Here is a 26,830-nt window from a genome sequence, read left to right as displayed (position 1 = left end):
AAATGGCCGTCGCCAAGTGGCCCCGCGATGTCTTTATTTTAGGCCGAAACCTCGCATCGCCCACGGAATACTGTACCAAAAGGCGGTGTAGCCGGTGAGCTTGTACTTCTTATTGATCGCCATCGCCGAGGTAGGCCAAAAGATCGGCACGACTGCGACTTCCTCGTTGGCGATCGTAAACACTTTCTTTAACGCATCGGCACGCGCCTTCGGGTCGGCGTTCTCGTTGGCGATCTTCAGGTTCGCATCGACTTCGGAGTTGTTGAAGTTCGAGCCGTTCATGCCATCCTTCCCAGCATTCGCACTTGAGAAGAAGAGCGAGGGGTAGTTGGCCGCGTCGGCGAAGTCCGGATAGTACGCCATGATCTGCATGCCTAGTTTGTCGTGGTTCATGTAGTTCGTGAACCAGGTGTTGTTGTCGCTCTCCTGGATGTGTGCGCGGATACCTATCTGCTTCAGGTTCTCCGTCACCGACTGCATGATGTTGACCATGTAAGGATCGGCGGTCGGCGCTGGGATGGTGACGTCAAAGCCGTCCGGATAACTGGATTGCGCCAGCTCGGCCTTCGCCTTTTTCAAGTCGAACGCATAGTTCGGCAACAATGTAGCGTAGAAGGCGCGAACCTCGTCAGCAGGCAGCACTCCCGACCAGATTTCGGGTGGATTCAATGCCGTCGCCGCCTCGCCGTTGCCTTTGAGGAGTGCCTCGACTAGGCCCTTCCGATCCACCGAATAGGCAACGGCACGACGCACATGGATATCGTCGAACGGCGGCGCCGAATGGTCTAGAGTCAGCAAGTATACGCCTAGCGACGGCGCGGCGACGATGTCGACGTTACCTAGCGCCTTCCACTGGTCGATGTCGGAGATGGCGAGATCGAAAGTGCCGTCGATCTCGCCTTGCTGCATGGCGAGAAGCCGAGCCGGACGGTCTGGGATCGCCTGCAAGGTGATCCGTTTGACGACTGGCTTCGGTCCCCAGTAGTCGTTGCGCGCCTCGAGGATGACATGATCTGTCGGAACGAATTCGACGAGCTTGTAGGCGCCAGTCCCAAGCGGGAGTACCTCGGGCGTTCCGATCTTCTTGTCCGCGAGCTGTTCCTTCTTGAATACGAAACCCGCCATATGGGCGGGCGTAAAGGCGAACTGCACGTTCGGTGCCTTCAGTTTGACGGTCACCTCATCGGTGGCCGTCGCCTCGACCGTCGCCACCGAATTGTAGAACGAAGCGAGCTGTGAACCGGACTCCGGGCTCATGTGATATTTGAACGTGGCGACAATGTCGTCAGCCGTGAGCGGACTTCCGTCGCCGAATTTGATGCCGCCTCGCAGGTGATACTTGATCGTCGTCGGATTGACCTCCTCCCATCTGTCGGCCGATGCGGGTTCAAGAGCGAGATCGTCGCCGAAGGCTAGCAGTCCTTCCTGGACGAGCGACATGATCGCGCCAGTATAGGTCGTCCAAGCATGCGGAATGAAAAGTGTATCGGGAATGCTAGGCAGCGCCAACGTGATCGATTCAATCTGCTCGTCTGCCTTTGCCGAAGGCGCTATCGCGAAGCTTCCCGCGATGGAGACGAAGGCGGCATGCGTCATTCCAGCGACTAAGATGCGACGCCGTGTCAACCCGTTTGCCATTTGCCCCTCCCTCGGTGAAATCCTGACGCACAGGCTGACTGAATTCTACGCAATCCGCAATCAATGTCGCTTGTCCCAAGGGAGATAGTCGTTCGCTACAGCGACCCCAGCCGAGCCAGGCTGCCAGCGATTTTTGGCGAGGGCGAACTCGCTCCCTGAAACATTGCATCGGGATCCATGCTGCATGGGTGTCAGGGTCAAACTGATGAGGTCATGATCGCCTTCCCATTGGCGGAAGTGAGGAGGCTCCAACCGGCAGGCGCTTCTCTCAGTCACGCGGGCCGCTGGAGCGCTGAGGGAACAGGTGCTAGCATACCCCGAAGCCCAGAACAGATCGAAGGCTCACATGGAGTTCAACATCCCGGAACCCATGGCAAGCCTGAAAATCCGGCCGAAGCCGAAACGGCGCGAGTTGGAGGCATGGCGGTGATCAAACGACCGAGCCCAATTCCTACCAGAGCCGAGGGGCATTGTGATGGCCGGGCTTGAGGCGGAGCGAAAGCCGGCAGAAGACGTTCGCAAGACGATAACAATTCTCATTGTCGACATCGTAGATTCGTCCCGCCTTAGCCTCACCCTCGATCCGGAGGCACTCCGGGAACTACTCGCCCGCTACTTTGACGAGATGACCTCCATCATCCAGCGGCACGGTGGCGTCGTGGAGCGATACGTCGGTGACGAGATCATGGCCGTGTTTGGCGTGCCAATGCTTCACGAGGATGACGCCCTCCGGGCCGTATCCGCCGCTGTCGAGATGCGCGACACACTTGCGACGCTCAACCATGAGTTTGAGACGGGTTGGGGCGTTCAGCTGGCTCATCGGATTGGCCTCAACACCGGGGAGGTCTTTACTGGCATCGACAGACAGGGACATCGATTTCTCACTGGCGAAGCTGTGCGTGTTGCCAAGCGTCTCCAGGAGGCCGCGGCGGCCAACGAGATCCTGATTGGAGAAGCAACTCACAAGCTGGTTCGCCACGCCGTTGTTGTCGAGTCCAGCAGCCCGCGCGCGGTCAAGCATGGCGAGACGTTCCCTGCCATCATCGTGGTAGACGTCTCCGCCAGAGCTACCGGCTTTCAACGCCGCTTCGAGGCGCCGTTCGTCGGACGCAAGCGACAGCGTGCGATGATCAGCACCATCTTTGGTGACTCGGTCAGCAATAGAACCTGTCATCTGTTGACCGTACTGGGCGAGGCCGGGGTAGGAAAATCGCGGCTTGTTTCGGAAGTCGCCGCAAACCTTCCGGGCGACGTGATTGTCGCGCATGGCCGCTGCCTGCCCTACGGCGACGGCATTACCTATTGGCCACTTGCCGACATTGTCCGGGAGATCACGCGGGCTGCCGGCGCCGACCCCGCCAAGCAATCCGTGGCGGCGATTGGAGAAATCCTCGCCGGAGTCGACAAAGCCAAACTCATCGCAGAGCGCATAGCTGAATTGCTAGGGTTCGGCGAGGGAGACCCAGGCACCCGCGAAGAGACTTTCTGGGCCGTCCGGCGACTTTTCGAGGTGTTCGCACGAGAACGACCGCTGGTGATCGTGGCGGAAGACCTCCACTGGGCCGACCCGACATTCCTAGACCTCATCGAGCATCTGGTCGATTTCTCCCGCGGTTTCCCCATAGTGATTGTCGGCACTGCACGATCAGAACTGCTCGATACGCGGCCCGATTGGGGAGGCGGGAAGCCAAATGCGACGACGCTCGCGCTTGAACCGCTGAGTGAAGCGGAATCTCGCGACATGATCTCGAATCTGCTCGACCGACTCCCGCTATCACCCGCGGTCGAGTTGATGATCACACGCGCCGCCGGCGGTAACCCGCTGTTTGCGGAAGAGCTTGTGGCAATGCTCGTTGATGAAGAGCTGCTTAGGCGCAATGAGGACTGCTGGGTCGCTCGCTCGGATCTTTCCGAGCTGCCGGTCCCCTCGACAATTAACGCGCTTCTGGCTGCTCGCCTCGAAGGCCTCCCATGCCTCGAGCGTGCTATCCTGACGGCCGCAGCGGTCGAGGGCGCAGTATTCCATCGGAGCGCCGTCAACGAGCTCGCCTGCCCTGTGCTCGACGAACTCGAGGACGGCTTGCTCGCGCTCGTCCGCCGGGATCTAATCCGCCCGGAGGCGCCGTTGTTTGTCGGCGAGAGGGCCTATCGCTTCCGTCACGGCATGATCCGCGACGCCGCATATCGCTCCCTGCCGAAGAATGCGCGCGCCGACCTGCATGAGCGCTTCGCCGCCTGGCTCGAGATAACGGCCAAGGACCGGCTACGCGAGTTCGAGGAGATTGTCGGCTATCACCTCGAACAGGCCTTTCAGTGCCGTGTCGCGCTCGGCCCGCGCGACGTGCGTGCGGCCTCGCTCGCCGCCCGGGCGTGCGAACGGCTCGAGGCAGCCGGGCGGCGGGCGCTTGTCCGCGGCGACCTGCCGGCGGCGATCAGCCTGCTCGAGCGGGTTTCCCGGCTGCTTCTCGCCGATGATCCACGGCGCATCGCGCTGCTCGCCGAGCTGAGCGGCGCGCTGATCGAAAGAGGCCGGCTGGACGATGCCGGGCGTGTGCTGGACGAAGCGGGCGGGCTGGCCGGCGCAGCTAACGACCAGCGGCTGGCAGCGCACGTGCGCGTCCAGCGGCAGTTCCTCCGACTTCTCCACGGCGAAGAGGGCGGGCTGGAGAAGGCGGCACACGCGGCGGCCGAGGTGATCCCGGTGTTCGAGGGCTTCGGGGACGACCTCGGCCTGTGCCGTGCAAGGCGGCTCGAAGCGTGGCTATTTTTTAACGGGGCTCGCGGCGAGGCGGCCGCCGCAGCGTGGGAGCGCGCGGCTGCCCACGCGCGACGAGCTGGGGATCTGCACGAGTACTACGAGATTCTCACGTGGATCGCGTCCTCGCTCTGGTTCGGGCCCACCCCGGCGGCCGAGGGAATCCGTCGCTGCGAGGCGATGCGTGCGGAGGTGGGCGAAAGTCTCGAGTCTGAGGCAGCGATCCTCCGCCAGCTTGCATGCCTCAATGCGATTGTCGGCCGCTTCGCGATTGCCCGCGAACTGATCGCGACAAGCAACGCCACTTACGCCGATCTCGGCCTCACGCTTTACGTGGCGTCCTCCGAGCACGAGGCCGTCGTAGAGCTGCTCGCCGGGAACCCCGCTGCCGCCGAGAGGAGCGCGCGCGCGGCGTATCGCGCGCTCGAGGAGATGGGCGAGCGCGCGTTCCGTTCGACGATGGCCGCGTCCCTCGCCGTCATTATCCTCGAACAGGGACGCGACGAGGAGGCCGAGGACTTTGCCAGGCTCAGTGCCGAGCTGGCTGCGAGCGGCGACCTGGTGACGCAGGTCCGTTGGCGTCGCGTGCGCGCACGCGTGCTTGCGCGGCGGTCAGAGATCAGGGCGGCGGAGGCGCTCGCGCGCGAGGCATTGGCGATCGCCGAAGCGACCGACTTCGTCAACGACCGGGCGGATGCACTGGTCGACCTCTCTCACGTGCTCGAGGCCTCCCCCCGACCCGACGACGCGGTCGCCGCTGCGACCGGAGCGCTGCACCTATACGAGCTGAAGGGAAACGTGGTCGCCGCGGCCGCAACCCGGCTCCGCCTCGGCAAACTCGTCAAAATGTGACGCCGTGGGAGGTGGCAAGGAATATCGCCGCACCTCCTTGTGAACCGCTCCGGATCCGAGGTGATGTGATGCCAGCCAACTTCGATAATGTCGCCGATCGACGAGCATAAATGGTCTCACCCGCTGGCCCTTTGGAGCTCGAATCGGGCGAGACGGTGCTGAGGCTTGCTGCTTGGGTTATCCAGAAGAGTGGCGCCTGCGTGGCCTTCCTGCTTAGTCCCATCAAGGGGGAAACGTGGACGATGAACCGGACCCCCGACACGATCACTTTGGAGACGGTTCCAGTCCGGCCGGGCACTCGGGATAGGGTGATGGTGTCGAAGAAAACGGACGGAAAGACAATCGCGTTTCACTGGACGTGAGGCTATCCAGCCGAAGTAGCCCCCACGGAAAGGGCGAAGGCCACCCACCGCCGGCCCAAGAGCGCGGATCAGGCAATAGCGGTATGCGCGCGGCGGTAGCTTCGAGTGTAGGACATTCGACGATGCTCGGAGTGCCACATCACGGCGCTCGCTCGCGAAGCTGCGGTGCTCGCCGAAGCGACCGACTTCATCAACCGCTGGGTCGGAGGCGCTGATGGACCTGTCGCAGGTGCTCAAGCCTTCAGGACGCGGGAACGAGGCGGTCACTTCCGCGTCCGAGGCGCTGCGTCGCTACCGAGGGATCCACGTCTCAGAATCCGCGACTCGGTTGTGGCTAGAGGGATAGTTGCTTAGGCTGAAGCCTTCGGAAGGCCATTCGTCCGCCTTCGGCCTACGCAGAACGATTGCCGCAAGTCAGCTATTCGAGGCTATTCAAGATTTCGTCGAGCTTCTTTTTGACGTCGTCCTTGTCGTCGTAAGTAAAGAAGGAGTCATTGCCTTTCGACCCCTCGGCATTTTCCTGGGTGCCAGTGTCATCGTTGACTATCACACGATAGCCGCCTTCTTCCAATTTCACGATTGTAATCGTTACGTCCTTCATATTCTGCGTCCTCCTCTTGCTTGTCGGACACTGGGCAGACATGCGGCTGGTGACGAGCGGATTAAAGTCACTGAGCCGTCTGTCGAATGCCCTTTGGCGACTCGCCCCACACCGATACCGCGGCCTACTGCAGTTCAATTGGATCCTCAGACCACCAGATGTACCCATTGTTATTGCCTTCTTTCCAATAAACCAGAGCTATTCCTACTGCTGGCCCCGGCTGGAATGTTCCCCGGTTGTAGAGTCGGACGTTCGCAATCCATTTGCCCGCCGTCGCAAAAGCGCCGCTGGTTGCCGATCCGTAGTAGGTCTGGGCGCTACCCGTGCTCGACTGGACAATCCAAGCGTCGACCCACTTCGGCGTCTTGTTGCCGGTCAGAACCAACGGCCCCGTTGAAGAGTCCACGCGTCCATTAGTTATTATCTGAATGGGGTCCCAATTGGCTGGCATGATTTATCTCCAATCGCTGCAGGGGTGACTCGCCCGGATTCATGTGCAAGTGATCAACGGTTCGTCGACTATCTCATTCGCGCCAAATGAGCCGAATTCTGCACTAGGAGTAAGAAGGCTAGAGACATGTTGTTGCTGTTCAGCAATGAGATTGGTCTGGGCTGAGAAGCAACAGGAGTGACCTGCAAGGAGCGAGCTGCGCATCATCTTATCCCCCAGGCAACCGACGCCGCAACGATAATACACCAAGAGGTAAATTAGTAAAGTCAAATACAACCCTTGCCCAGCTGGCGCTCCCGTAGGTCACGGCTGCACAAATTTCCGGAAGCGCATGCCAAGGCTGCGCATCGAAGCGAAATTCGGCCGGCCCCGCTTCACGGCATCGATCTTTTTAGCCTGACTGATCGTTAGTGCCCCCCGAACGGCGGCGCCGGAGCCGACCGCTCATCGGCGGCCTCGGCAACGACACTTATGTCGTCGAAAATACCGGCGACGTCGTCACCTGGGCGTCCTGCGGCGGCACCTACACCGTCCAGTCGAGCGTCAACCTCACGCTTGCGGCGGAGGTCGAGAACCTCACCCTAACAGGCACCGCTGCGCTCAATGGCACGGGCAACAGCCTCGCCAACACCCTGACCGGCAACGCTGCCAATAACGTGCTCAATGGCGGCGTCGGCGCAGACCGGCTGATTGGCGGTCTCGGCAACGACACCTATGTCGTCGACAACGCTGGCGACGTCGTCACCGAGGCAGCCAGCAGCGGCACCGACACCGACACCGCCAAGTCGAGCATCAGCCTGACTCTCGCTACGAACGTCGAGAGCCTCGCCCTCACCGGCGGCAACAGCGGGAACAACATTCTGAACGGAGGGGCGGGAAAGGATAAGCTGACGGGTGGGCTTGGAAACGACAGCTTCTTCTTCAATACAACACTGAGCGCCACGACTAACGTGGACAGCATCACAGACTTCAATGTCGCCAATGACACGATCCGGTTGCAGAACGCTGTCTTCAAAGCAATTGTGGGTACGGCGACATTAACTGCGGCGCAGTTCGTCAAGAACACCACCGGCCTGGCGGCCGACGCCAGCGACCGGATCATCTATGAGAGTGACACCGGCAAACTGTTCTACGACAGCAACGGAAATGCCGCCGGCGGTTCAGTTCATTTCGCGACAGTCAGCACAAACCTCGGGGTCACCGCAGCGGATTTCTTTGTCGCTTAACGAGCATCGTTTCAGAGGGAGGCCCTTTCCGTCGAGGAGAAGGCCTTTGTGCGCTATCGGAGGCACGTCGCAGGCCTCTATTTGGCCGATACGTCGTGCATGTATGTCGGATCGATATCAAAGCCCGCTGCGCGTGAAAAAGCCGATGCGCCGCGACGGAAGATCAGGCATTGGGCCTTGAAATGGTCAAGGCCGCGCCAGATGCTACGCGCTAAGCCGTAGGCGCTTTTCAAGCATGATATTCCGCCTTCGCGCCCTGTGATCCGCCTGTACGATCGGAAGGCGCCTCTTGAACTTCGAGGGGAGCGCTCTCTAACGATTGCTCTCGCTCTGCCGCGTCGTACGCCAAGCCTCTCCACGCTCGGAGTATCACCTCGGCTGCTTGAAGGCAAAGGCGATCCGCTCCAACGAGTTCCATTTCGGCGACCAGGTTCCCGAGTCTTTCGATGCACTCGTCGATGTGACCGCGCAGCCGTGTCACCTGATCAAGGGTGATCGCCGGATGCGCTAGCATTCTCGGCACAGTAGCCTCGGCTCGCTTTACGAGATCTGCCTCGCTCAAGAGAGTTTGTTGGCGCTCATAGCTCATTCTAGCCCCTCCCACACCCGCGAAAAGATCGACCATGGACGCGCCGTTAGTCAATGCCGCCGCGAGCCAAATTGCCCGGCAGGAACCATCATGAATTTAAGACCGACGGCAATCAGCCGTGAACGCAATGGACACCCGGAACCTGAGACTGAACACTCGGGCAACTTGCCCGACGACCTGTGAAGGATCTCAATTTCGGGCGCCGGGGTGATCAATTCCGCCTCGGAGGCGAACAGCCGTCGCTGTCCAGTGCAGCAATGGCACGAGCTGGAGCCACCGTCGCTTCGCGTCTGATGACCGGGCCCGAGACGCTGAGCTACTCGCTCTACACTTCATTCATCTATAGGGTCGGTCGCTTCGCGGAAAACACACGTGCGGATGGCCGAAATTCTTGGCTATGTATTCTTCCACCGTTAAATGGCATTCCTTTAACCAACCCAATGAATACAGCCAGTAGACGGCGAATCGCCTTTGTCCTATCGGTTGGGCATGAGATCGAGCCTCGAACATCTGCCGGAGAAGAAGCAGCGCGAGCTTGCCCGCGTCGTCGAGATCATCCACGAGGAGTTTTCCGATGCGCTCGAGGGCAGCTCGGCCGCCTTCAAGAAGCGCGGCCGGATCCTGAAGATCATCCTGTTCGGCTCCTATGCCCGCGGGACCTTCGTAGACGAACCGCACACTATGAAGGGCTACCGCTCCGACTACGACATTCTTGTTATCGTCAATTCGAAGAAGCTCGCCGAGCCGGAACATTGGGACAAGGCGACCGACCGGCTGATGTGGGACAAGGGGATCTCCACCCCGGTCGGGCTGATCGTCCATGGCGCCCGCGAGGTGAACAACTTCCTTGCTGACGGGCAGTATTTCTTCGTCGACATTCTGCGCGAGGGCATCGAACTTTACGCACTCGATGACCGGCCGCTGGCGGAGCCGAAACGCCTCGTTCCTGCCGATGCTCTTAGGGTAGCGAAGGAGCATTTTGAAAAGCACTTCAAAAACGCTACCGACTTCGCCGAAGGGAGCCGTTTCTATTTGGACAAATCCAATCTAGCTCTCGCCGCATTTGTACTGCATCAGGCTGTCGAATCTGCCTATTCTTGCCTGCTATTGACCCTCACTAACTACAGCCCGCCTTCGCATAACCTGAAGTTCCTGCGGGGGTTGGCAGAAGACCAGGACCGCCGGCTAGTTGAGGCTTGGCCGCGTGATCAGCACCGATACGCCGCCTGGTACAACATCCTCAACGAGGCCTATGTGAAGGCGCGCTATTCAAAACACTTCGAAATCACGGACGAAGCGCTTGCTTGGCTGCTCGAGCGAACTGAGCATCTGCACCAAATAGTTATGGTGATCTGCAAGGAGCGACTGGAAGAGTTCTCGAGGGCGACGCTGCCCGACCGAAGATGACATTTCCGGGCGGGGGGAACTAACCAGGGTGCCGATAAAGACTGGCCGATATGTTTCGAAAGGTATACATCCAGCGTGTTCTCCAATCGATACACCCGCAGTTGCGCTAGAAATGAACACGAATACGGTAAAAGCCAAAAGAGAGCCGGGCGCCCCCGCTCGCGACAGAGCAGCAGGGCGGATTCTGACGTTTGCCGTCCATGTGACCGAGTGGAAGAGGCCGTTTCTAGAGCGCTTATTTTCCGACCGATGCTTTCATTTTCTGCCGAAGAACTTGAGCACCAAGGATTTGGAAAGGACCTGGAAGCTTCGCATTCTCGACGAGGGACCATGCGAGGTCTTCGTCTGGGGCGCCGACTTGCCGCCGGCGCTGGCCGCAATCGCGGCAGCGCAAAGCATCGCCGTCTGGTTCGTCGAGGACGGCTTCCTTCGTTCGGCACGCCCGAGCGCCAGCCGCACCCCTCCCCTCTCCCTGGCGCTCGATAGCAGGACGCCCTATTTCGACTGCCGCCGGCCTTCCGATCTCGAAGTGCTGCTGTCAACCCACGACTTTAAGGCGGATGCGGCGCTGATGGAGCGCGCTCGCGCCGGAATCGCACTTCTCCTGGACAGCGGCATCAGTAAATACAATGGCGGACCTCATCGGACGGCGGAAGAGGTCTATGGCGCCAAGACGCGCAAGCGCGTGCTGGTCGTCGGCCAGGTCGAGGACGATGCCTCGATCCGATACGGCTGCCCAAGCCCGATGACCAACAACGGTCTCGTTCGGCTTGCAGCGGCGGAGCAGCCGGAGGCTCAGATTCTCTACAAGCCGCACCCGGATGTGGTGAGCCGTGTCCGCCCGGCGCGGTCCGATCCGGCCGAAGTCGCGCATCTCTGCGAGGTAATCACCGAGAGCTTGCCACTCGCCGAGGCGCTGCGCACGATCGACCATGTCTATACGATCACCTCGCTGGCCGGCTTCGAGGCGCTCATGCGCGGCATCAAGGTGACGACGGCAGGTTCGCCCTTCTATGCCAGCTGGGGGCTGACCGATGACAGGCAGCCGCACCCGCGCCGCGGCAGGCAGCTCAGCCTGGAAGCGCTTTTCGCCGGCGCCTATCTCCTCTATCCTCGCTACCTTGACCCTGTCACCGGAGAGCAAACGTCATTCGAAGCGACCGTCGCCGCAATAAAGCGGCAACTCGAAGAGCCCGATGCCAGATGCCTTTCCCGTCCGGCCTGGCGACCGTGGGGTCCCTACGGCCTTCTCGGCTGGCGACATCTGCTGACCGCGATCGCGGCGCCGGCCATCCGCCGCGCCGGCAACGACCGCGACCTCGAAGATTTCCGGGCCGACCCGATCGGCTTCTTCCGCGGCCTCTCCGACCGGCGGCTGAGGCTGGTCGGACGCATTCTCTATCCGTTCGGGTGACGCCTTGAGCTATCTCTCTACCCATGTCCGCGTCGTCGGCGCGCTTCTCGTGCGGGAGATGGCGACGCGCTTCGGCTCGAAGCCGGGGGGCTATGTCTGGGCGCTGCTCGATCCGGCCGCCCATATCCTGCTGATGACCTTCATCTTCCGGGCGATCGCCCGCGCGCCGGCGCTCGGCACCAGTTTCGTGCTGTTCTTCGCCACCGGCTATATCGCCTTTCAATTCTACCAGGCGATGACCAGCTATCTGAACAGCGCGGTCCGCGCCAACAAGGCGCTGCTCAGCTACCCGAACGTCGCGCCCATCGATGCGATCGTCGCGCGGTTCGTCCTTCAGGTCTGCACGACGACGCTTGTGGCGTTCATCGTACTCGGCACGATCGTCGCGACCATGCGCGTTGACACGAATCTGCACTGGCCGGCAATCCTCGAGGCAATCGCCATGGCCTGCCTGTTCGGACTCGGTGTGGCGATGATCAATGCCGTGCTGTTTCTCAAATATCCGCTGTATGAGCAGGTCTTCAGCATCGTCAACCGGCCGCTCTTCCTGATCTCCGGCGTGTTCTTCCTGCCGGATTCCATTCCCGCGCCCTACCGTGATCTCGTCCTCATCAATCCGCTCGTCCATGTCATCATGGGATTTCGAAAGGGCTTCTACCCCGAATACCGAGCGATCGGGCTCGACATGACCTATCTCTATGGAATCGCATTTCTGACATTGTTTGCCGGGATGCTGGTGTTCACCCTTTCCAGAAAAACGCTGAGAAACGAATGATCCGGTTCGAGCAGGCGACGAAATATGCCCGCACCAAGGGCATCAAGAAGCCCATTATTGAGGACGCCTCGCTCACCCTCAACCGGGGTAAGAGCGTCGGGCTGCTCGGCCGCAACGGCGCCGGCAAGTCGACGCTGCTCCGGCTGATCGCCGGCGCGATCAGGCTCGACAAGGGGCGAATCATCCGCCGCGGCAAGATCTCCTGGCCGCTCGGTTTTTCCGGCAGCTTCCAGGGTTCGATGACCGGCGAGCAGAATGTCCGTTTCGTCGCACGCATCTACGGCGTAGATACGGAGGAACTGATCGCCTATGTCGAGGACTTTGCCGAGCTCGGCCTCTTCTTCAAGGCGCCGGTCGGCACCTATTCCTCCGGCATGAAGGCGCGGCTTGCCTTCGGCTTGAGCATGGGCGTCAATTTCGACTATTATCTCGTCGACGAAGTCACCGCGGTTGGTGACGCAAACTTTAAGAAAAAGTGCCAGGTTGTCTTCGAGACCAAGCTCCAGGATGCCGATTTGATTATGGTCTCGCATAGCACCTCTACGATACGCACCTATTGCGATTGCGGCGTCGTACTGGAAAAAGGCAAACTGACTTATTATGACGATGTCGAGGACGCGCTCCGCGCGCACGACAAGAACATGAAAGGGAACTAAATGGCGGCAAGCAAAGACGCGGCAGCAAACAAGCCGGATCCCGCGCAGGCCGCCGATAAACCAGCCGCCCCCACGCCAGCCGCCAAAGGCAAAGGCATCACCGTGCTGGAGGGGCTGCTCGGCAAGGAGAGTGCGCCGGTCATTCCGCTCCCAGGGCGTAACAAGCTGGATCCCACCAAAAAGGTTGGCAAGAAATCGTGGCTGAAGAAACTCCGCTGGCGCCACGCCATCATCGGCGCGTCCTTCCTAGGTTTGGTCGCCGTGCCGGCGACGCTGGTTTCGCTGTATATGGCCTTTATCGCCGCCGACCAGTATCACAGCACGACCTCCTTCGCCGTGCGCAGCATCGAGGGCGGTGGGGCGACCGATATTCTCGGCATGTTCACTCAGGCTTCCGGAAGCAGCACGGTCTCGGATAGCTATATCCTCATGGATTACATCCTCAGCGAGCGGATGGCTGCGGATGCCGATCGCAAGTTCAAACTTGAGGATGTCTACGCCACGCGTGGGCTCGATTACTTCTACGGCATTGGCTCAGGCCTGCCGATCGAGGACAAGCTCGCCTATTGGCAGAACATGGTGAACGTCAATTTCGACCACGCCTCAGGCATCATGCAAGTAAACGTCAAGGCCTTCGACCCGAAAAAAGCGCGAGAGATCGCCCACTTCATCGTCGAGCGGAGCGACAATTTGGTGAACAGCCTTTCGCTTTCAGCGCGCAACGACGTGCTGCGCGCCGCGCAGGACGAAGTACTGGCGGGTGAAGCGCGGCTCTCAAAGGCACGCGCGGGGCTGCGCGGCTACCGCGACAAATCGCAGGAAATCAGCCCCGAAGAAGGGGCGAAACTTGCCGTCCAACTGATCGGCAGCCTAGAAAATGAACTGACGAAGCTCAATGCCGACCTCGCCGCGGCGAAAATTCAGATGAGCGAGGACACGCCGCGCATCCGCGTGATAAGGAACCGCATCGAAAGTCTGGAACAGCAACTCGCCATCGAGCGCCAGCGTCTCGGCACCGGCGAGAAAAGCGGCGCGGAAGACCCGAACGCACCGGATGTTGCCGGCCGCATCGCAGAGTTCGAGGAACTGGAAACCGAACGCGAATTTGCCGAACGCGCCTACACGGCCGCCCTAGGCTCTCTTGAAAGAGCACGCATTGAAGCGAACAATCGCCAGCGTTATCTGGCGCTTTTCATTGAGCCAACACTTTCCGAACTGGCGCAATACCCCGCCCGATTGCTGAATTCGCTCCTCGTCGTCCTCGGCCTGCTCTTTGCCTGGGGGATCGGGGTGATGAGCTATTACAATATCCGCGATCGGGCCTAAGCGCTCCAAGGAATTACCGATATTGGGATTAGGCTTTCGGCCCTGACGGCCTTTGCAATGGAATGGAACCGGCCGTCATTTTCTTCAAATAGCAGTGCTGTTCGCTTCTAGACTTAGACTAAATTCACGCTTGATTCGTCGGCCCGTTACTGAGCTCCGTCTAGGGAGATCTTTGAAAAAAGCGCCTGCGAACGCCGTGCGATTGGACGAATGCATCTCCTTGGATTAGGAACCGAAGAGCAAGGGAGGCTTAGCGCTTACAGGCCGCTTCGATACACATATCGCTAGGCGTCTTCTTGTCCTTGTGTGCAGTCATGTATTGTTCCCTTGCCGCCCAAATGTTTGCACGGACGGCGTAGACCTCGTGGTTGTCGTCAATAGGAAACACGACGCTCTTCCTAAACAGCCCTTGGACATCATCAGACCATTTGCTGAAGTGCGGAATTCCCCGACGCATGAGCGAGAGGAGTGCCAAGCGCTCGGAACCGGAAAGAACATCCAAACCTAGGAGTGCTTCAATATCCTGCCGATCCGCAGCCTCATCTTGCCACCTCTCGGTCGTCTGCTTCACGCTTGCCTGCGCCTTCACTGCATGTCTCCGGTGTCGGTACCAGACCGATCTACCTCACGGCGCTTCGGCCAACAATACCCACGTCCAATGTCGCAACCCCAACATCCCCCGCCCGCCACAAGAGAGGGGCGGCATCCTTCGCCCGCACCAGCGATTTCAATCCCATCGCGACCTTCGGGGCGCTGGACCGTCCTGTGATTGTCTTTCTGTACGAGCTGATGGATCGCCGCAGTCCCCGTGTCACAAGACCTACAGTGTAACCGAGTCCTTTGTCACTGGTGTATTGATTTGCACGTCTTTTCGTAGTGCCTTGCCTAGAATTTGATCGAGGTATTTGGGTGCCAGTCCAAAACCAGGTCTTACGCTTCTCACTGCATCCGCCGTTATGATATCACCGACCTTGAGAGCCTTTACAAAGTAAAGCGATCGCCGGAATTTCACGTTACCCGTTTCACTCGACTTGTGCCCGTAATCGACATTGCCAAGAGCTTCCCAAGCAGTCTTCGCGTCACGACAAAGCGCTGCAAACTCGTTTGGCTCAAGAGAGAAGCTATCGTCGGGACCGCCACCGCTCCTGTCGAGGGTAAAGTGCTTTTCGATTAATGTGCCGCCGAGCGCGACACTTGCGATGGCCGTTGTATTGTCCAGCGTGTGATCCGAAAGGCCCGTCGCTAAACCGAAGCGGTCCATCATGTCAGGTATTGTGCGCAAATTGTAGTCGCTGGCTGGCGCCGGATAGCCGCTCACGCAGTGAAGAATGGCAAGCTCTTTACACCCTCCCTCGCGCGCAGCCTCGATCGCTTCCGCGATTTCCTCATAGTCCGCCATGCCAGTGGAAATGATCATCGGCTTACCCGTGCCCGCAGCATAGCGGATCAGCGGAAGATCAACCGCCTCGAACGAAGCGATCTTGTACGCTGGAGCATTTAGATCCTCCAGTAAGTCGATAGCGGTCGCATCGAACGGGGAGCTGAATATGGTAATACCACTCCTGCGGGCATGGTCGAAAAGCGGCGCATGCCATTCCCAGGGCATATAGGCTTCGCTATAGAGCTGGTAGAGTGTCTTTCCGCCCCAAAGTCCCCCCTCGATGCGAAAGTCTGCCGCATCACTGTCCAAAGTTATCGTGTCCGGCCGGTAAGTCTGGAGCTTTACGGCGTCTGCCCCGGCTTCTTTCGCTCGATCAATTAGCGACAACGCGGTCTCGATCCGACCATTATGGTTGGCGGACATTTCGGCAATGACGTACGGAGGAAAACCTGGCCCAATCTGCCTTCCCGCAATGGTGAGATTTCTGCTCAATTTACTCTCCTCTAGATACGGGAATGCTAGCAAGCATGTCATTACGCTTATCCACCCACTCAGTTGCTAGGACGCCAAGTCGATGTATGTCGTAAAATTTCCCGTCGCGCTGATACTGCTGGCGCAGAATCCCTTCCTCAACGAATCCGAATTTCTTGTGTAGCTTGATGACACTTGTATTGAACTCCAGAACTTCGCAAGAAAGCTTGTGTAACCTTAAGTCAAAGAAGGCGTAGTCCAACGCCAGGATTTCCATTCGTGAGCCGGTACCCCGCTCAGCATCGGGTGATGCATAAAAGGCCCAACTCGCGTTCTGGTTTCTCTCATCTATGTTGTTAAACGATACGACTCCCACCGGTGTGTTTCGAAATTCGTAGATAAAGTATCGGTGGACATTCGTCGACTTGGTTCTTTCCCACCACTGATGGTGCTCATCCTCCGAAATCTCATGCCATGTGTACATTTTCTCGCGCACCGAAGGAGTATTGCGCCACGTTCTCATTATAGTAAGATCATCATCAGTGGCCGGACGAAGGCGACCATAAGCACTGTTCATCATTCCTGAACCTCGCACTAGACACGACTACCAAGACGATACGCAATCTGTCGCGCCACCTCTAGGCCTCCCTCGCCGTCGCAGATGGCTGCTGCTCGCTCCGACATCCCATCAAGCGCCATTTTGTTCCAGATAAGGCTTTCAACGATGCGACCAAGTCTCGAATCGAAGTCGGTTCCGAGTTCCACGACCTTCGCCGCACCTTCAATAGCTAGTTTTTGCGCAACTTCGCGTTGATTCTCGGCGAGGACCATCAGAATAGTTGGCACACCGAGAGCACACCGTTCCCAGGATGTGCTCCCCGCCGCGCCAATGGCGAGATCGGCGTCAGACATCAAACCTGCCATATCATTAACATTCGACATCACGGTGGTCTTCCATGGCAGTTGGGCGGCTCTCTCACGCACGGCATCGGCCCATGGCGCGTGCTGTCCCATGACAACAGTAATCTCAGTGGCGTTCGGAAGTGCACATTGTTCGAGGGCGCACAGCACCCGCTCGGTAACATTCTCCCTGTCCACGCCTCCAAGAGTAACCAGCAGCCGGCGCGGGACGCCTTGCCGACGCCGAGCAAGACTATAGGACCGCTTTAGCGCGAACTGAGGTCGGAGGAGTGCGAATCGTGCCCCAACCAGTATCTGGCAATGGGTCGGTACTAGCGGTCGATAGTCGTTCGAAGCTCTGCCCAGGCTCTGATCAAGCAGGAGATCACAATCATGCTCACGATCTGCCAAATCGTCGAGCACCATGAGATATCTGGTGGACGAACGTAGAAACCGCTCCCACCTGATATCGAGTGCGTAGTGATCGACTATTAGCCAATCCACAGGAGCGTCACCGATTGCCGCGATAGTCTGCCGTGCATCCTTCTGCCAGTCGACTCGGAGCCAATGGGAATGCGGGAGATCTCGCTCGTTCCCTGTGTCTCCCTCCGGCTCCGGTTGAAGTTCCGACACTGCAAAGCCTCTCTGCCGAATGAGACCAGACAGATTGCCTGTATGAGCACGGCAAATAAAACGGCATTCGAAACCCGCCTCGGTCAGCATATCTGCGAGGGTAAGGCAACGCATAATGTGGCCGGTGCCGATGTCAATGGAGGCATCTGCGCGAAAGACCACGTTGTATCTGTTAGAGGGCGGTCTATGAGAGGGCGGCATCGGATTCATGCAAGGCCTTAAACATGAGTTCTGCCCGCAACCAGTCGTCAGGCATATCAATATCCTGCACGAGATAACGAGGCAGAATCAGAGCGGTTGCGAAGGATGAGAATACAGGTTTACCCGACAGCCAGGCTTCCGATCGCCCCCAATAAAACTGGCCGGCATCATGATAAACCTCATCAAGATCCTGCGAACGAGTGCTGAACTGTTCGGGCATGAGCATTTCGACTCGTCCCTCGGACGTCAGCCTGATGGCGCGTTGTATCGGAAAAGCGTAACTCGTCGCCGAGAAGGCAAAATCCGCTCCGCGTTCCTCGAGCAGATCAAATCCGCGAGCTAAATCGCTCGCCCGCAGAAAGGGCGCAGTTGCATAAATGCAACAGACTCGTTCCGGTGACACATCACTTTCGGCCAACCAGTTAATCGCGTGGCGGATCACATCACTGGTCGTCGCGTAGTCGTCAGACAATTCAGCGGGCCGGAGGAATGGAACTTCAGCCCCTGATTGCCGTGCAATCTCGGCTATTTCCTGATCATCCGTGGACACGATGACGCGGTCAAAGCAACCGCTCTCGATTGCCGCATCGATCGACCACGTGATCATCGGCTTTCCGGCGAACTGTTTGATGTTCTTGCGAGGTATCCGTTTGCTTCCACCTCGGGCCGGAATGACAGCCAATTTCATGTCGCCAGTTCCGCCGTCAGAGCTGCTACAACCTCATCCTGCTGCGTTTCGGTCATGGTCGGGTATATCGGCAACGTGATCGCCTCCCGATAATAGCGCTCGGCTTCAGGAAAGTCGCCCTCGCGGAACCCCATTCGCGAATAGTAAGGCTGCGTGTGAACCGGAATATAATGCAGGTTCACTCCAATACCGCGCGCGCGCAGTCCCTCGAAAACCGCACGGCGGGATTTTGATATCTTGTTCAGTCCAAGGCGGATCACGTACAGGTGCTGGCCAGAATAGCCGTCAGGGTGCTGCCACGGCGTCAAGACCGGGAGATGCGCAAGGAGTTTATCATACCGATTCGCCAAGACATGCCGCCGTGCGACATATTCGTTGAGGCGGGCCATCTGGCTCAAACCCAGAGCCGCTTGCAAATCGGTCATGCGGTAGTTGTATCCGAGGTCCACCTGCTGGTAGTACCAAGGCCCGTCCGGTTCGTGAGTCATGACCGCAGGATCCCGCGTAATCCCGTGACTGCGAAACAGCGCCATTCTGTCGGCAAGCTCTTTGTTGTTCGTCAGGGCCGCGCCTCCTTCCGCAGTCGTGACGATCTTCACCGGATGGAAGCTGAAAACAGTGACATCGCTGTAACGGCAGTTGCCGATCGGTTCACCACGATACCTGCCGCCAATAGCGTGGGAAGCATCCTCGATGATCCTGAATCCGTATCGCTTTGCGAGTTCATGGAACTCCGCCATAGCGCAAGGTTGACCGGTGAGGTGCACGAGAACGACGATCTTCGGAAGCGCGCCTTCCCGGGCCGCCCTCATTAACTTGCGTTCAAGTTCCGCCGGAGAGAGATTATAGGTCCGCGGATCCACGTCCACGAAGTCTACCCTCGCTCCGCAATAAAGCGCGCAGTTGGCAGACGCGACAAAGGTAAGAGGCGTTGTCCACAACCAGTCGCCGGCGCCTAATCCCATCGCAAGACAGGCGATATGAAGCGCCGACGTTGCACTGTTTGCCGCCAAGGCAAATTTAGCGCCAGTGCACTCTACAAGAGCCTCCTCGAAGCGAGGCACCATTGGCCCTTGCGTGAGAAAATCGGAGCGGAGCACTTCTGCAACTGCATCGATATCTGCCTGCGTAATGTCCTGGCGGCCGTAGGGGATCATCTCTTAGACGCTCCCAATCTTTTCGGCATTTGCGGCAATCCAAGCTTGCAACTCTTCCGAAGTCATCCATGCGGAATTGTTATCGCTCGTATAGCTGAAACCGGGAGGAACCTTCTTACCATCCTTGATGCGCGCTTCCGATGATGTCCAGTTGTGGATGGCGGGAAGTATCTTGAAATGCTCTTCATACTCGTAGGTATGGAAGGCATCCTCTTCACCAATCATTTGCTCGTGAAGCTTTTCGCCGGGCCTGATCCCGACGAGTTCGAGCTTCGCTTCGGGGGAGATCGTGCGAGCGAGATCCGTAACCTTCATCGAGGGGATCTTTTTGACGTATATCTCCCCTCCCTCCATGTCGTCAAAGGCATGCCACACTAGCTCAACACCCTGCTCGAGCGAGATCATGAAGCGTGTCATTCGCTCGTCTGTGATCGGCAAGACGCCCTTATCTTTGATCGACAGGAAGAAAGGAATTACCGATCCGCGAGATCCCATAACATTGCCGTATCGGACGACGGCGAACCGGGTATTATGTCCGCCGGCATAGGAGTTTCCGGCAACAAACAGCTTATCTGACGCCAGCTTCGTCGCGCCATAGAGATTGATTGGGCTGCTCGCCTTGTCAGTGGACAAAGCAACGACCCGTTTCACGTTCTTGTCGATGCAGGCATCGATCAGGTTCATCGCGCCATTGATGTTCGTCTTCACGCACTCAAACGGATTATATTCAGCAGTCGGCACGATCTTGGTCGCAGCCGCATGAACAACATAGTCCACTCCGTCCAGAGCCCGATACAACCGCTCGCGGTCGCGAACATCACCAATGAAGAAGCGGACGCGTGGATCGCCTCCGTATTTCTTCGCCATTTCCCACTGCTTCATCTCGTCTCGAGAGTATATGATAATCTTTGCAGGGTTATACTGGGCGAGCGTCATGGGAACAAACGCATTTCCAAACGATCCCGTTCCCCCAGTAACAAGTATCGTGCTTCCAGAAAGCATAATTTCTCCTTTGATGTTCTCACGCAAGAATTTATTAGGTGACTCTGATGACACAAGAATTACATCTCGCAAGCACCTACCAGCTTCTCACGTATTAGTACGGCAATAGTGAACCTGCCGGAAAGCCACTCAAGTTCACCGTCGGGCACCTCTGACCAGAATCAGCGGCTCTGACGATCAAACTGAGTTCTGTGATCTGTGGGCTGGGCTTCATTCGGCTAGGCCACTGGCTTGGATATTTTCATGTATCCCGCGACGTTCAATGAACCCCGACGGGAATCTCGGGGCCCTAGTTACTAAGAGTGTCCACCTGTGACAAGCAAACCGGTCAAAAAAGATGCGATGCCGCCCCGGAGACGAGGGTCACCGCACGGGATTTTCTGCAGATAAAACTCTCCCGGCAGATCTTAAGTGAAGAACTTACCAGCCAGTCGGCTGATATGCGGGTCCCCATCCCTCAGGAACTTTTCGACCTCATCCATGTGCCAGAACGGCACGCCTACGGGGTCGTTTGTAACGGGACGATGCGAATACTTGAAAGGCACGCAGACGTCTTCCGTCCCCATGTACTTCAGCAGGAGCGCTGCGCGCTCCATCTTTTGCCGGTCAGGCTGCTCCCATTCATCAGCGCAAATGATTCTTTCGTAGTCCCTCCGTGACTCCGGATAAATCAACTCGATCGGGTAATCGTGCTTCCCGAAGTGGCTGGCCATGGCCACGGGAACGCCCTGGGCACACAGTTCAAGCGAGGACGTCCCGTTCCAGAGGACGGCAAGATCGAGATACTTTATAAGGTCCTGGTTGTTAAAACCGGTGTGCGGAAGGATCAAAACATTTTCGGGAATGTCCATGTCCCCGATGAGATCCAGCCAGTATTCATTCAAGTCGCGAGCGATTTCAGGTCTCAGCTCGTGAGGGTGCGGCTTCAGGACAATCAGATTTGACGTCGATCGGGCAGTTGCCACCGTGTGACGCAGCCAATCAGCGATGTTCTCGTGCCCCGGGCCGCCGTCGAACGGAACAGCCATGTCGCAAAGGATCTTGCCGTAGACGCCGATGACCTTGCGGCCTGCCTGCTTTGCCCGGATCAACGTCTCCTCGTATTGAGTGTGAGATGTGTTGCCTTCGAGCCGACCAACGCGGTTATGGTTGAGGACTCGATCGATGTCTTCCTTGTACCGCTCATATAGCCCGTCCTGCTTCAACCATTCCTCGAAGCGATCGGGCCGCGCCAGGAAGGGCAGCCGGTATAGAGGATGCTTCGTCAGGTTATCAAGGCTGACGGTTGTCGCAACCTTGCTCTTCAAATTGCTGTAGTAGTTCTCGTAAGCTGGCCCCATATGAATGAAGCCAACGTCATACTTCGACGCATTCTCGAGGGCGAAAGCCCGGTACACGGAGAACGGAGCGGAATGCGATCCGGCATTTATGAACCGTACCGGCATTCCGCGCTTCATTACTTCTCTCTCGATAGATTTGCAGGCTGTCAGGGCTTTGTCGCATCGTATCAAGTAGTAACGGAACCACCGGAAGATCAATGGATCATTTATGTCGAAATTGAACGCGCGAAATTTTTGCGTCATTATTTCGAAGATCGATTGATAGAAGTTGATCCCATACGCCACGACTTCACGCCCAGCCCAATTGATTGTCCACTCGTTGGCTAGGCTTCCGAACAAATCGCGATCCGTATGAATAACTCTCTCGACCATTCCGGCGTGCTTATCGATCCATGCGATGCCGGTAGGCTCATTCCTGAGCATCCCTTCGTCCAGCTGAACTACGGCGTACCCCTGGCGCTTGAGTTCCAGAAGAACGGGAACCACCATTGATATCGTGTTCAGGCACCCGAATGACCCAAGAAATACCACTCCTCTCGGCAATTTAGGCTGAGCTACCGCATCCAAAATTTTCGATGCTTGAGACAGAAAATCCACACGAGCAAGCTCTTCCCGGATTGCCGCCAACTCTCTCTTGGCAGGACCACCCCCCGCCGCAACTGCCACTGCTGAGGCGTGGTTCAGCCAGGCTGAAGCCTTATCCAACTCCCCACTGTTCGCATAAATGGTAGCGATCTTGCGCCGGTAACTGTTCTTTTTGTATTTCTTCAGAAGAAAACAGGCAACGGTAGCAGCAGACGAGTATCGACGTTCATACGTGTAGCAGTTTGAAAGAAGATGCAGAAAGAACTCTTCCGGAATCTTGCCCTTTTGCTTGGCCAGAAAGCTTCTCGCGCCCTTATAATTGCGAGCCCTGACTAACATGTTGAAATATTCGCTCACCGTCTTCTTGTAGTGCGACATTTCTTCCTTAGCAACAGCCACAGCATCATCAAGGATCGACCTCTTATAGGCACTTATACCTCGTTTATCATCAACAGTTATAGCCATTTGGAGGAGCTGCATCCCGACAGTCTTCGGAATACTTGCACTACGACTTTGATAGAATGACGTGACCTTAGCCTCGGCGGTCCTATAGATTTCGATAGCGAGTTGCCGCTTGGGCTGAACAATCAGCTCGGGCCGTTTTGAAGCTTTGAAAAGCGATGCAACAATAATCTGAGACAACTTCGCGAGCTCAACGACATCATCAGCATCGAGGCTACCGAGGAGGTCGTATGAGAGCTGGCGCATCTCATCAAGCATTCGATGATGTGAGAGGTGGTCAAAAATCTTCAACAATACGGCGAAAAACTGCGGGTCGTGCCGCAACCAATGAAGATTGACATCAAAGAAATGCCACAAGGGTTTGCCGTCGACCGGCTTGCGGCCGAATTTACCTTGCTCAGAGCGAACCGGTTCGTAGGCTTCCAGAAGAAGCAGGAAATCACTGCTAGAGGCCGTTTCCGGCATTAACTCCGCTTTTCGGTTCAGTACCTGCTCAGCATCATCGAACTTGCCGATGAGCATGAGGCATGACGTCAGGTCAGCGGCGTCTTCCATTGCGAAATTCTGCGGAGCGATATCCTTCAACCGCTCGATCGCTTCCGAAGGTTCCCCCGATTGAGCGATGCTTCTAAGTGTCCAGAAGACGCCGCGGTTGTCGCCGCCATCAAGAGCACGTTGTACGAGGTAATCCACGACTTTCGCGCTATCAACGCCCGGTCCGGCCAGCAGGTCCAGCAAACCACTTTGGCCCTCGGAGAAGAAGGTGGTCTCGCTCTGGAGGTAGGCGTTCTTCTGGAGCGCATCGACGAGCCGGGTACACAGATCGGCGTCGATCGCATGATGCTCGAAATGACTAGCTATCTGCTCGGCAAGTGCACGAGGTGTGCCGTACTTCTCTAGCACCAACGCGAGGATTGCATGCTCGAGCTCAGCAGCCGCTCCGCGACTTCCCACGCAATAGGTTGGATAAAGGATGTAGGCGGCTGCGAACACTTCCTCCAGCGTCCGCTTCGCCGTGCGCCGCTCGCTCTTATGCCGGTCGTCGGTAAGCCCCCATCCGGCATAGAACGGCTCCCCGAAAACGCTGACCTTCTTGCCTCGCAGTGCGCTCTCAAAGCCCATCAGGGAGGTGAGCGTGTAGACATGATCGACAGCGTTCAACAGTTCTTGAAAATCATAGTCGCCAGAGATGATCGTAGCGATATCGGCAACTTCCCTGGGATCGGAGATTGCATCCCTGTGCCCCCCGAGGACATCGGGGTGGGGTTTGTAGATAATCTCCGCATCCTTATTTTCCGAATGCGCGATACGGACCAAATCATTGTTCGAATACTTTACTTTGGCCCCATATTTGATCGATGCATCGGACTCCACCTGACCAATGACCAATACCCTGCGCCTTCGGGACGGATGCAGCTCCTTCAGCTTGACGTTCCGGGTGACATTGTACTTCGTCAGGCCATATTGGAGGATCAAGCTCCTGCACTTGTCCGCGCGCTTCAGGAGGTCCCCTTGCGTCGCGGCGTCAAAGCCCTCGATTAGGCGCTCGAGGTCGGACGGACGGGATCTGTCGAAATAAATCCCAGTCTTGTCGATCGCGCAGGAAAGCGGATCGATATGCGCCGCTCCCAGCCCGACCGAGCGAAGGAACCCGTCTTCTATCCTCCAGATCGGAATGGAATGGCGCTCGGCGTAGGTGATCGCGCCCTTCTTTTTCTGCATTCCCCAGAAAGCGATAAGGCTGGGCGGATGCTTCTTGAACCCGGCGTGCTGAACGCGCCATGGGGTATTCTTGCGCGCGAAGGCGACCCGGTAATCCGACAGAAACTTCGCCGCCACTTCCCGCTTCCAGGGGGAGAAGCCAAACAATACCGCGATAGGTTTGTCAGCCCCTTCTTCGAGCCAGGCATCGCCAACTACGTCAAACGCTTCTAAGCCTGCAACTTTAATATCCGAAACGACCGTTTTTGGCTTCGTCCGCTTGCCGGCACTGCCTACATGCAAGCCCAACTTTTTCATCACATACTTGACGTGTTTAGCTCCCACGCGGCGATATGCCTGTTGGATAGCTTGTCCGAGTTTGTTGCGTTGCAGCACTTCTTCACCACTTTGGGTACAAATATGAATTTGTACAACCTATACTCGTTAAACCGCAGCCTCTGTACCGCCTCAGATCGCTCAAAAAGTCAAGACAAAATGAGTAACACTGGACCACAATACCGGGTCCCTCAAAGGCGGTCCTCCCGGATCTCCCGCGCTGAAACCATTATCAACGCTAGGCCGAGAAAGACGCAGGCGAGCGCGATATCGAGGACGTAACCCTCATCGAGCCCATCGGCTCGATATTCGGGATACATGGCGCTTCGAAACCACATAATGATGTGCGCGAGCGGATTGTAGAGAATGAAATCGCGGATCGGTCCAGGCATATTTTCTGGCAGGAAGAAGACGCCCGAGATGAGGAAGAGCGGCCGATTGATGATGCCGAAGATCTTATCATAGAGCGAAAAGCGGGCGAACATCACGATGTTGACCGTGCCTATTCCCAACCCAAGGACCGCAGCGGCACCGGCGGCCTCGACCATGCCGGCGAGATCCATCGGCTGGCTGACGCCGCCGAGTTCGATGATCAGGAAGAGAACGAGCACCGACACTAAGGCGTCCGTCATCAGCTGCAGGATGAAGCGCGAGACGATCGCGTCGAAGGGCGATACGACCGGATAGGAGAGCAGCGCCTTGTTCGCCTTCATCGTGCCGGCCATGAAAGAGGACATGCGGTGGTAGAAGATGAAGGGCAGATAGCCGCTGGCGAAGAACAGCGGGAAGCTCAATCCGAGCGCCGGCATGCGGGCGAAGACCTGGAAGATCAGCGTCATCATCGTCACATGGGCGACCGGGTCGAAAATCGCCCAGAGATAGCCGCCAGGCTTCGAGCCGTAACGCGTCGACATTTCCCGCACGATGAGCGCCGCCGTCACTCGGAGATGCTGTTCGATGAGTTTCACGTAGGGCCTCGTGTGGATTGTAATGCTGCGGGGTTGCGGCGGCGAGTTTGTCGCCGCGGATATTCCACAATCCGCTCTTGCTGGCAAATTTTTGACGAGCCGCGCGGCCTGACGGATGGGCCTATAATGCTTTTGCCGATTGGCGCACTGCGTATCGACGCACCTTCCTATTTGCTCGCGCTCGGCGCCTGACGTTTTCCACTTGCCGTGGTGTTGGGCTCGGGAGCCCTGAACAGTGCCACCCCTTGAACCTGCTCCTCCCGTTCGATTGCGACTGGCGTGCTAAATACTGGTAGGGGGTTCTCCACCAGTCTCTGACCGAATTGGTTCGATTGTCGAGCACCAGGTCTCCTTCGCTGGTCCGTACAGTGAGGACCGTGTGCCCGCCGCCGCGAAAGCGGGCGACGGTCAATAGCAATGCGGAAGCCGGCCAGCTGCGCTTCAGAAGCTCGCGCTTTTTCGCAATGGCGAAGTCCTCGCAGTCTCCGTATCTGGCTGGTACCCGCCAGTCGTCGTCCTTGCCAACATTCGCACGGTCGCTACGCTCCTTGACCCGGGCATTGACGGCGGCATTGACCTGTTTGAGTTCATTGCTTTCTGAAGCCGCAGAACAACCGTTTCTGTTGCTCCCCCGGTCCCGCACACCCACGGCTCACGTGAACAGAACGAGTAAAAAGCGGGCGGCGCGAAAGCAGTTCCGGCCAATTTCATGACCGTACCGGCATCAGCGGCTTCGGAGACGAATGTCAACGTTATAAAAGCGGCCTGCGTAAAGAACCATTTCATGAATCTCTCTCCAATGGCGGAGAAGTTACGCCCAACAACGCTCGAAGCTGGCCGGGGCTGCAGGATTGGGCAAGAAATCTACGCCGGCGCCCGTACAAAAACCGCGCCTCCAGTTCGCAAGAAAATAGGTCTGAAATTAGGATAGATGTCCGGCCGACGGCGCTTCG

Annotated in this window: 21 protein-coding genes and 2 pseudogenes; 9 read left to right on the top strand and 14 right to left on the bottom strand. The window is 57.7% G+C overall.

Annotated elements, in window-relative coordinates:
• Positions 1-33 precede the first annotated feature (33 nt).
• A complete protein-coding gene (locus tag CO676_RS20960; protein ID WP_097522480.1) occupies positions 34-1,638 on the bottom strand; it encodes an ABC transporter substrate-binding protein in 1,605 nt (534 codons plus the stop codon).
• A gap of 475 nt (positions 1,639-2,113) precedes the next feature.
• Between CO676_RS20960 and CO676_RS20955 the strand changes: the two genes are divergently transcribed.
• Together CO676_RS20955 and CO676_RS20950 are read left to right on the top strand one after the other, a co-directional pair.
• The gene (locus tag CO676_RS20955; protein ID WP_097522479.1) at positions 2,114-5,245 is read left to right on the top strand and encodes an AAA family ATPase; all 3,132 of its coding nucleotides are present in this window, start codon (positions 2,114-2,116) and stop codon (positions 5,243-5,245) included.
• Positions 5,246-5,355: 110 nt separating this feature from the next.
• Positions 5,356-5,607: a hypothetical protein gene (locus CO676_RS20950; protein WP_097522478.1), complete on the top strand. Its 252-nt coding sequence runs from the start codon at positions 5,356-5,358 to the stop codon at positions 5,605-5,607.
• Positions 5,608-6,025: 418 nt separating this feature from the next.
• On the opposite strand, the gene CO676_RS20945 is transcribed toward CO676_RS20950, so the two are convergent.
• Both CO676_RS20945 and CO676_RS20940 read right to left on the bottom strand, forming a co-directional pair.
• Positions 6,026-6,208: a hypothetical protein gene (locus CO676_RS20945; RefSeq protein WP_097522477.1), complete on the bottom strand. Its 183-nt coding sequence runs from the start codon at positions 6,206-6,208 to the stop codon at positions 6,026-6,028.
• A 124-nt stretch (positions 6,209-6,332) separates the two neighbouring features.
• Positions 6,333-6,659: a hypothetical protein gene (locus tag CO676_RS20940; RefSeq protein WP_097522476.1), complete on the bottom strand. Its 327-nt coding sequence runs from the start codon at positions 6,657-6,659 to the stop codon at positions 6,333-6,335.
• A 410-nt stretch (positions 6,660-7,069) separates the two neighbouring features.
• Between CO676_RS20940 and CO676_RS20935 the strand changes: the two genes are divergently transcribed.
• On the top strand, positions 7,070-7,885 hold the full coding sequence (locus CO676_RS20935) for a calcium-binding protein (protein WP_245424380.1): 816 nt from the start codon (positions 7,070-7,072) through the stop codon (positions 7,883-7,885).
• A gap of 77 nt (positions 7,886-7,962) precedes the next feature.
• On the opposite strand, the pseudogene CO676_RS35360 reads toward CO676_RS20935, so the two are convergent.
• Positions 7,963-8,142: pseudogene (locus tag CO676_RS35360) on the bottom strand (hypothetical protein); the annotation flags it as partial.
• 62 nt (positions 8,143-8,204) lie between these two features.
• Between CO676_RS35360 and CO676_RS35355 the strand changes: the two are divergent.
• The 6 genes from CO676_RS35355 (at position 8,205) to CO676_RS20905 (ending at position 14,052) form a co-directional block, all read left to right on the top strand.
• The gene (locus CO676_RS35355; protein WP_179875569.1) at positions 8,205-8,396 is read left to right on the top strand and encodes a hypothetical protein; all 192 of its coding nucleotides are present in this window, start codon (positions 8,205-8,207) and stop codon (positions 8,394-8,396) included.
• A gap of 567 nt (positions 8,397-8,963) precedes the next feature.
• Positions 8,964-9,881 carry a nucleotidyltransferase and HEPN domain-containing protein gene (locus tag CO676_RS20925; RefSeq protein WP_097522474.1) on the top strand — a complete coding sequence of 306 codons (918 nt, stop codon included), beginning with the start codon at positions 8,964-8,966 and terminating at the stop codon, positions 9,879-9,881.
• A gap of 181 nt (positions 9,882-10,062) precedes the next feature.
• Positions 10,063-11,295, top strand: a complete 1,233-nt coding sequence (locus CO676_RS20920) for a capsular polysaccharide biosynthesis protein (RefSeq protein WP_097522491.1) — start codon at positions 10,063-10,065, stop codon at positions 11,293-11,295.
• Between the two features lie 4 nt (positions 11,296-11,299).
• Positions 11,300-12,070 carry an ABC transporter permease gene (locus CO676_RS20915; protein ID WP_097522473.1) on the top strand — a complete coding sequence of 257 codons (771 nt, stop codon included), beginning with the start codon at positions 11,300-11,302 and terminating at the stop codon, positions 12,068-12,070.
• Positions 12,067-12,726 (top strand): ABC transporter ATP-binding protein, encoded by a 660-nt coding sequence (locus tag CO676_RS20910; RefSeq protein WP_097522472.1) that lies wholly within the window; start codon positions 12,067-12,069, stop codon positions 12,724-12,726. The genes CO676_RS20915 and CO676_RS20910 overlap by 4 nt, the downstream gene beginning before the upstream one ends.
• The gene (locus CO676_RS20905; RefSeq protein WP_097522471.1) at positions 12,727-14,052 is read left to right on the top strand and encodes an RkpR, polysaccharide export protein; all 1,326 of its coding nucleotides are present in this window, start codon (positions 12,727-12,729) and stop codon (positions 14,050-14,052) included.
• Between the two features lie 250 nt (positions 14,053-14,302).
• Here the strand turns inward: CO676_RS20905 and CO676_RS20900 are convergent, their stop codons facing one another.
• The 10 genes and pseudogenes from CO676_RS20900 to CO676_RS20855 all read right to left on the bottom strand — a co-directional run.
• The gene (locus CO676_RS20900) at positions 14,303-14,641 is read right to left on the bottom strand and encodes a hypothetical protein (RefSeq protein ID WP_097522470.1); all 339 of its coding nucleotides are present in this window, start codon (positions 14,639-14,641) and stop codon (positions 14,303-14,305) included.
• Between the two features lie 231 nt (positions 14,642-14,872).
• Positions 14,873-15,925, bottom strand: a complete 1,053-nt coding sequence (pseI, locus tag CO676_RS20895; RefSeq protein ID WP_097522469.1) for a pseudaminic acid synthase — start codon at positions 15,923-15,925, stop codon at positions 14,873-14,875.
• 1 nt (position 15,926) lies between these two features.
• Complete coding sequence (gene pseH / locus CO676_RS20890) at positions 15,927-16,484, bottom strand: UDP-4-amino-4,6-dideoxy-N-acetyl-beta-L-altrosamine N-acetyltransferase (RefSeq protein WP_097522468.1); 558 nt, start codon at positions 16,482-16,484, stop codon at positions 15,927-15,929.
• Between the two features lie 14 nt (positions 16,485-16,498).
• Positions 16,499-17,638 carry a UDP-2,4-diacetamido-2,4,6-trideoxy-beta-L-altropyranose hydrolase gene (gene pseG, locus CO676_RS20885; protein ID WP_280952040.1) on the bottom strand — a complete coding sequence of 380 codons (1,140 nt, stop codon included), beginning with the start codon at positions 17,636-17,638 and terminating at the stop codon, positions 16,499-16,501.
• Positions 17,622-18,326 (bottom strand): pseudaminic acid cytidylyltransferase, encoded by a 705-nt coding sequence (gene pseF / locus CO676_RS20880; protein ID WP_097522466.1) that lies wholly within the window; start codon positions 18,324-18,326, stop codon positions 17,622-17,624. Before pseF ends, pseG begins: the two co-directional genes overlap by 17 nt.
• Entirely contained in the window at positions 18,323-19,483 is a 1,161-nt protein-coding gene (pseC, locus tag CO676_RS20875; protein WP_097522465.1) for a UDP-4-amino-4,6-dideoxy-N-acetyl-beta-L-altrosamine transaminase, read from the bottom strand. The genes pseF and pseC overlap by 4 nt, the downstream gene beginning before the upstream one ends.
• A 3-nt stretch (positions 19,484-19,486) precedes the next feature.
• Positions 19,487-20,485, bottom strand: coding sequence for a UDP-N-acetylglucosamine 4,6-dehydratase (inverting) (gene pseB / locus CO676_RS20870; protein ID WP_097522464.1), 999 nt, complete (start codon positions 20,483-20,485; stop codon positions 19,487-19,489).
• 407 nt (positions 20,486-20,892) lie between these two features.
• On the bottom strand, positions 20,893-24,969 hold the full coding sequence (locus CO676_RS20865) for a lipopolysaccharide-processing protein (RefSeq protein WP_245424379.1): 4,077 nt from the start codon (positions 24,967-24,969) through the stop codon (positions 20,893-20,895).
• 131 nt (positions 24,970-25,100) lie between these two features.
• On the bottom strand, positions 25,101-25,877 hold the full coding sequence (locus CO676_RS20860) for an ABC transporter permease (RefSeq protein ID WP_097522462.1): 777 nt from the start codon (positions 25,875-25,877) through the stop codon (positions 25,101-25,103).
• Between the two features lie 259 nt (positions 25,878-26,136).
• Positions 26,137-26,663 (bottom strand): annotated as a pseudogene (locus CO676_RS20855) (transglutaminase-like cysteine peptidase); the annotation flags it as partial.
• Between the last annotated feature and the right edge of the window lie 167 nt (positions 26,664-26,830).

It is taken from the genome of Sinorhizobium sp. BJ1 (genome assembly GCF_002531555.1).
Lineage (GTDB): Bacteria > Pseudomonadota > Alphaproteobacteria > Rhizobiales > Rhizobiaceae > Sinorhizobium > Sinorhizobium fredii_B.
Note: the sequence above shows the minus strand (reverse complement) of the source record. Positions and strands in the feature narration are given on the sequence as shown.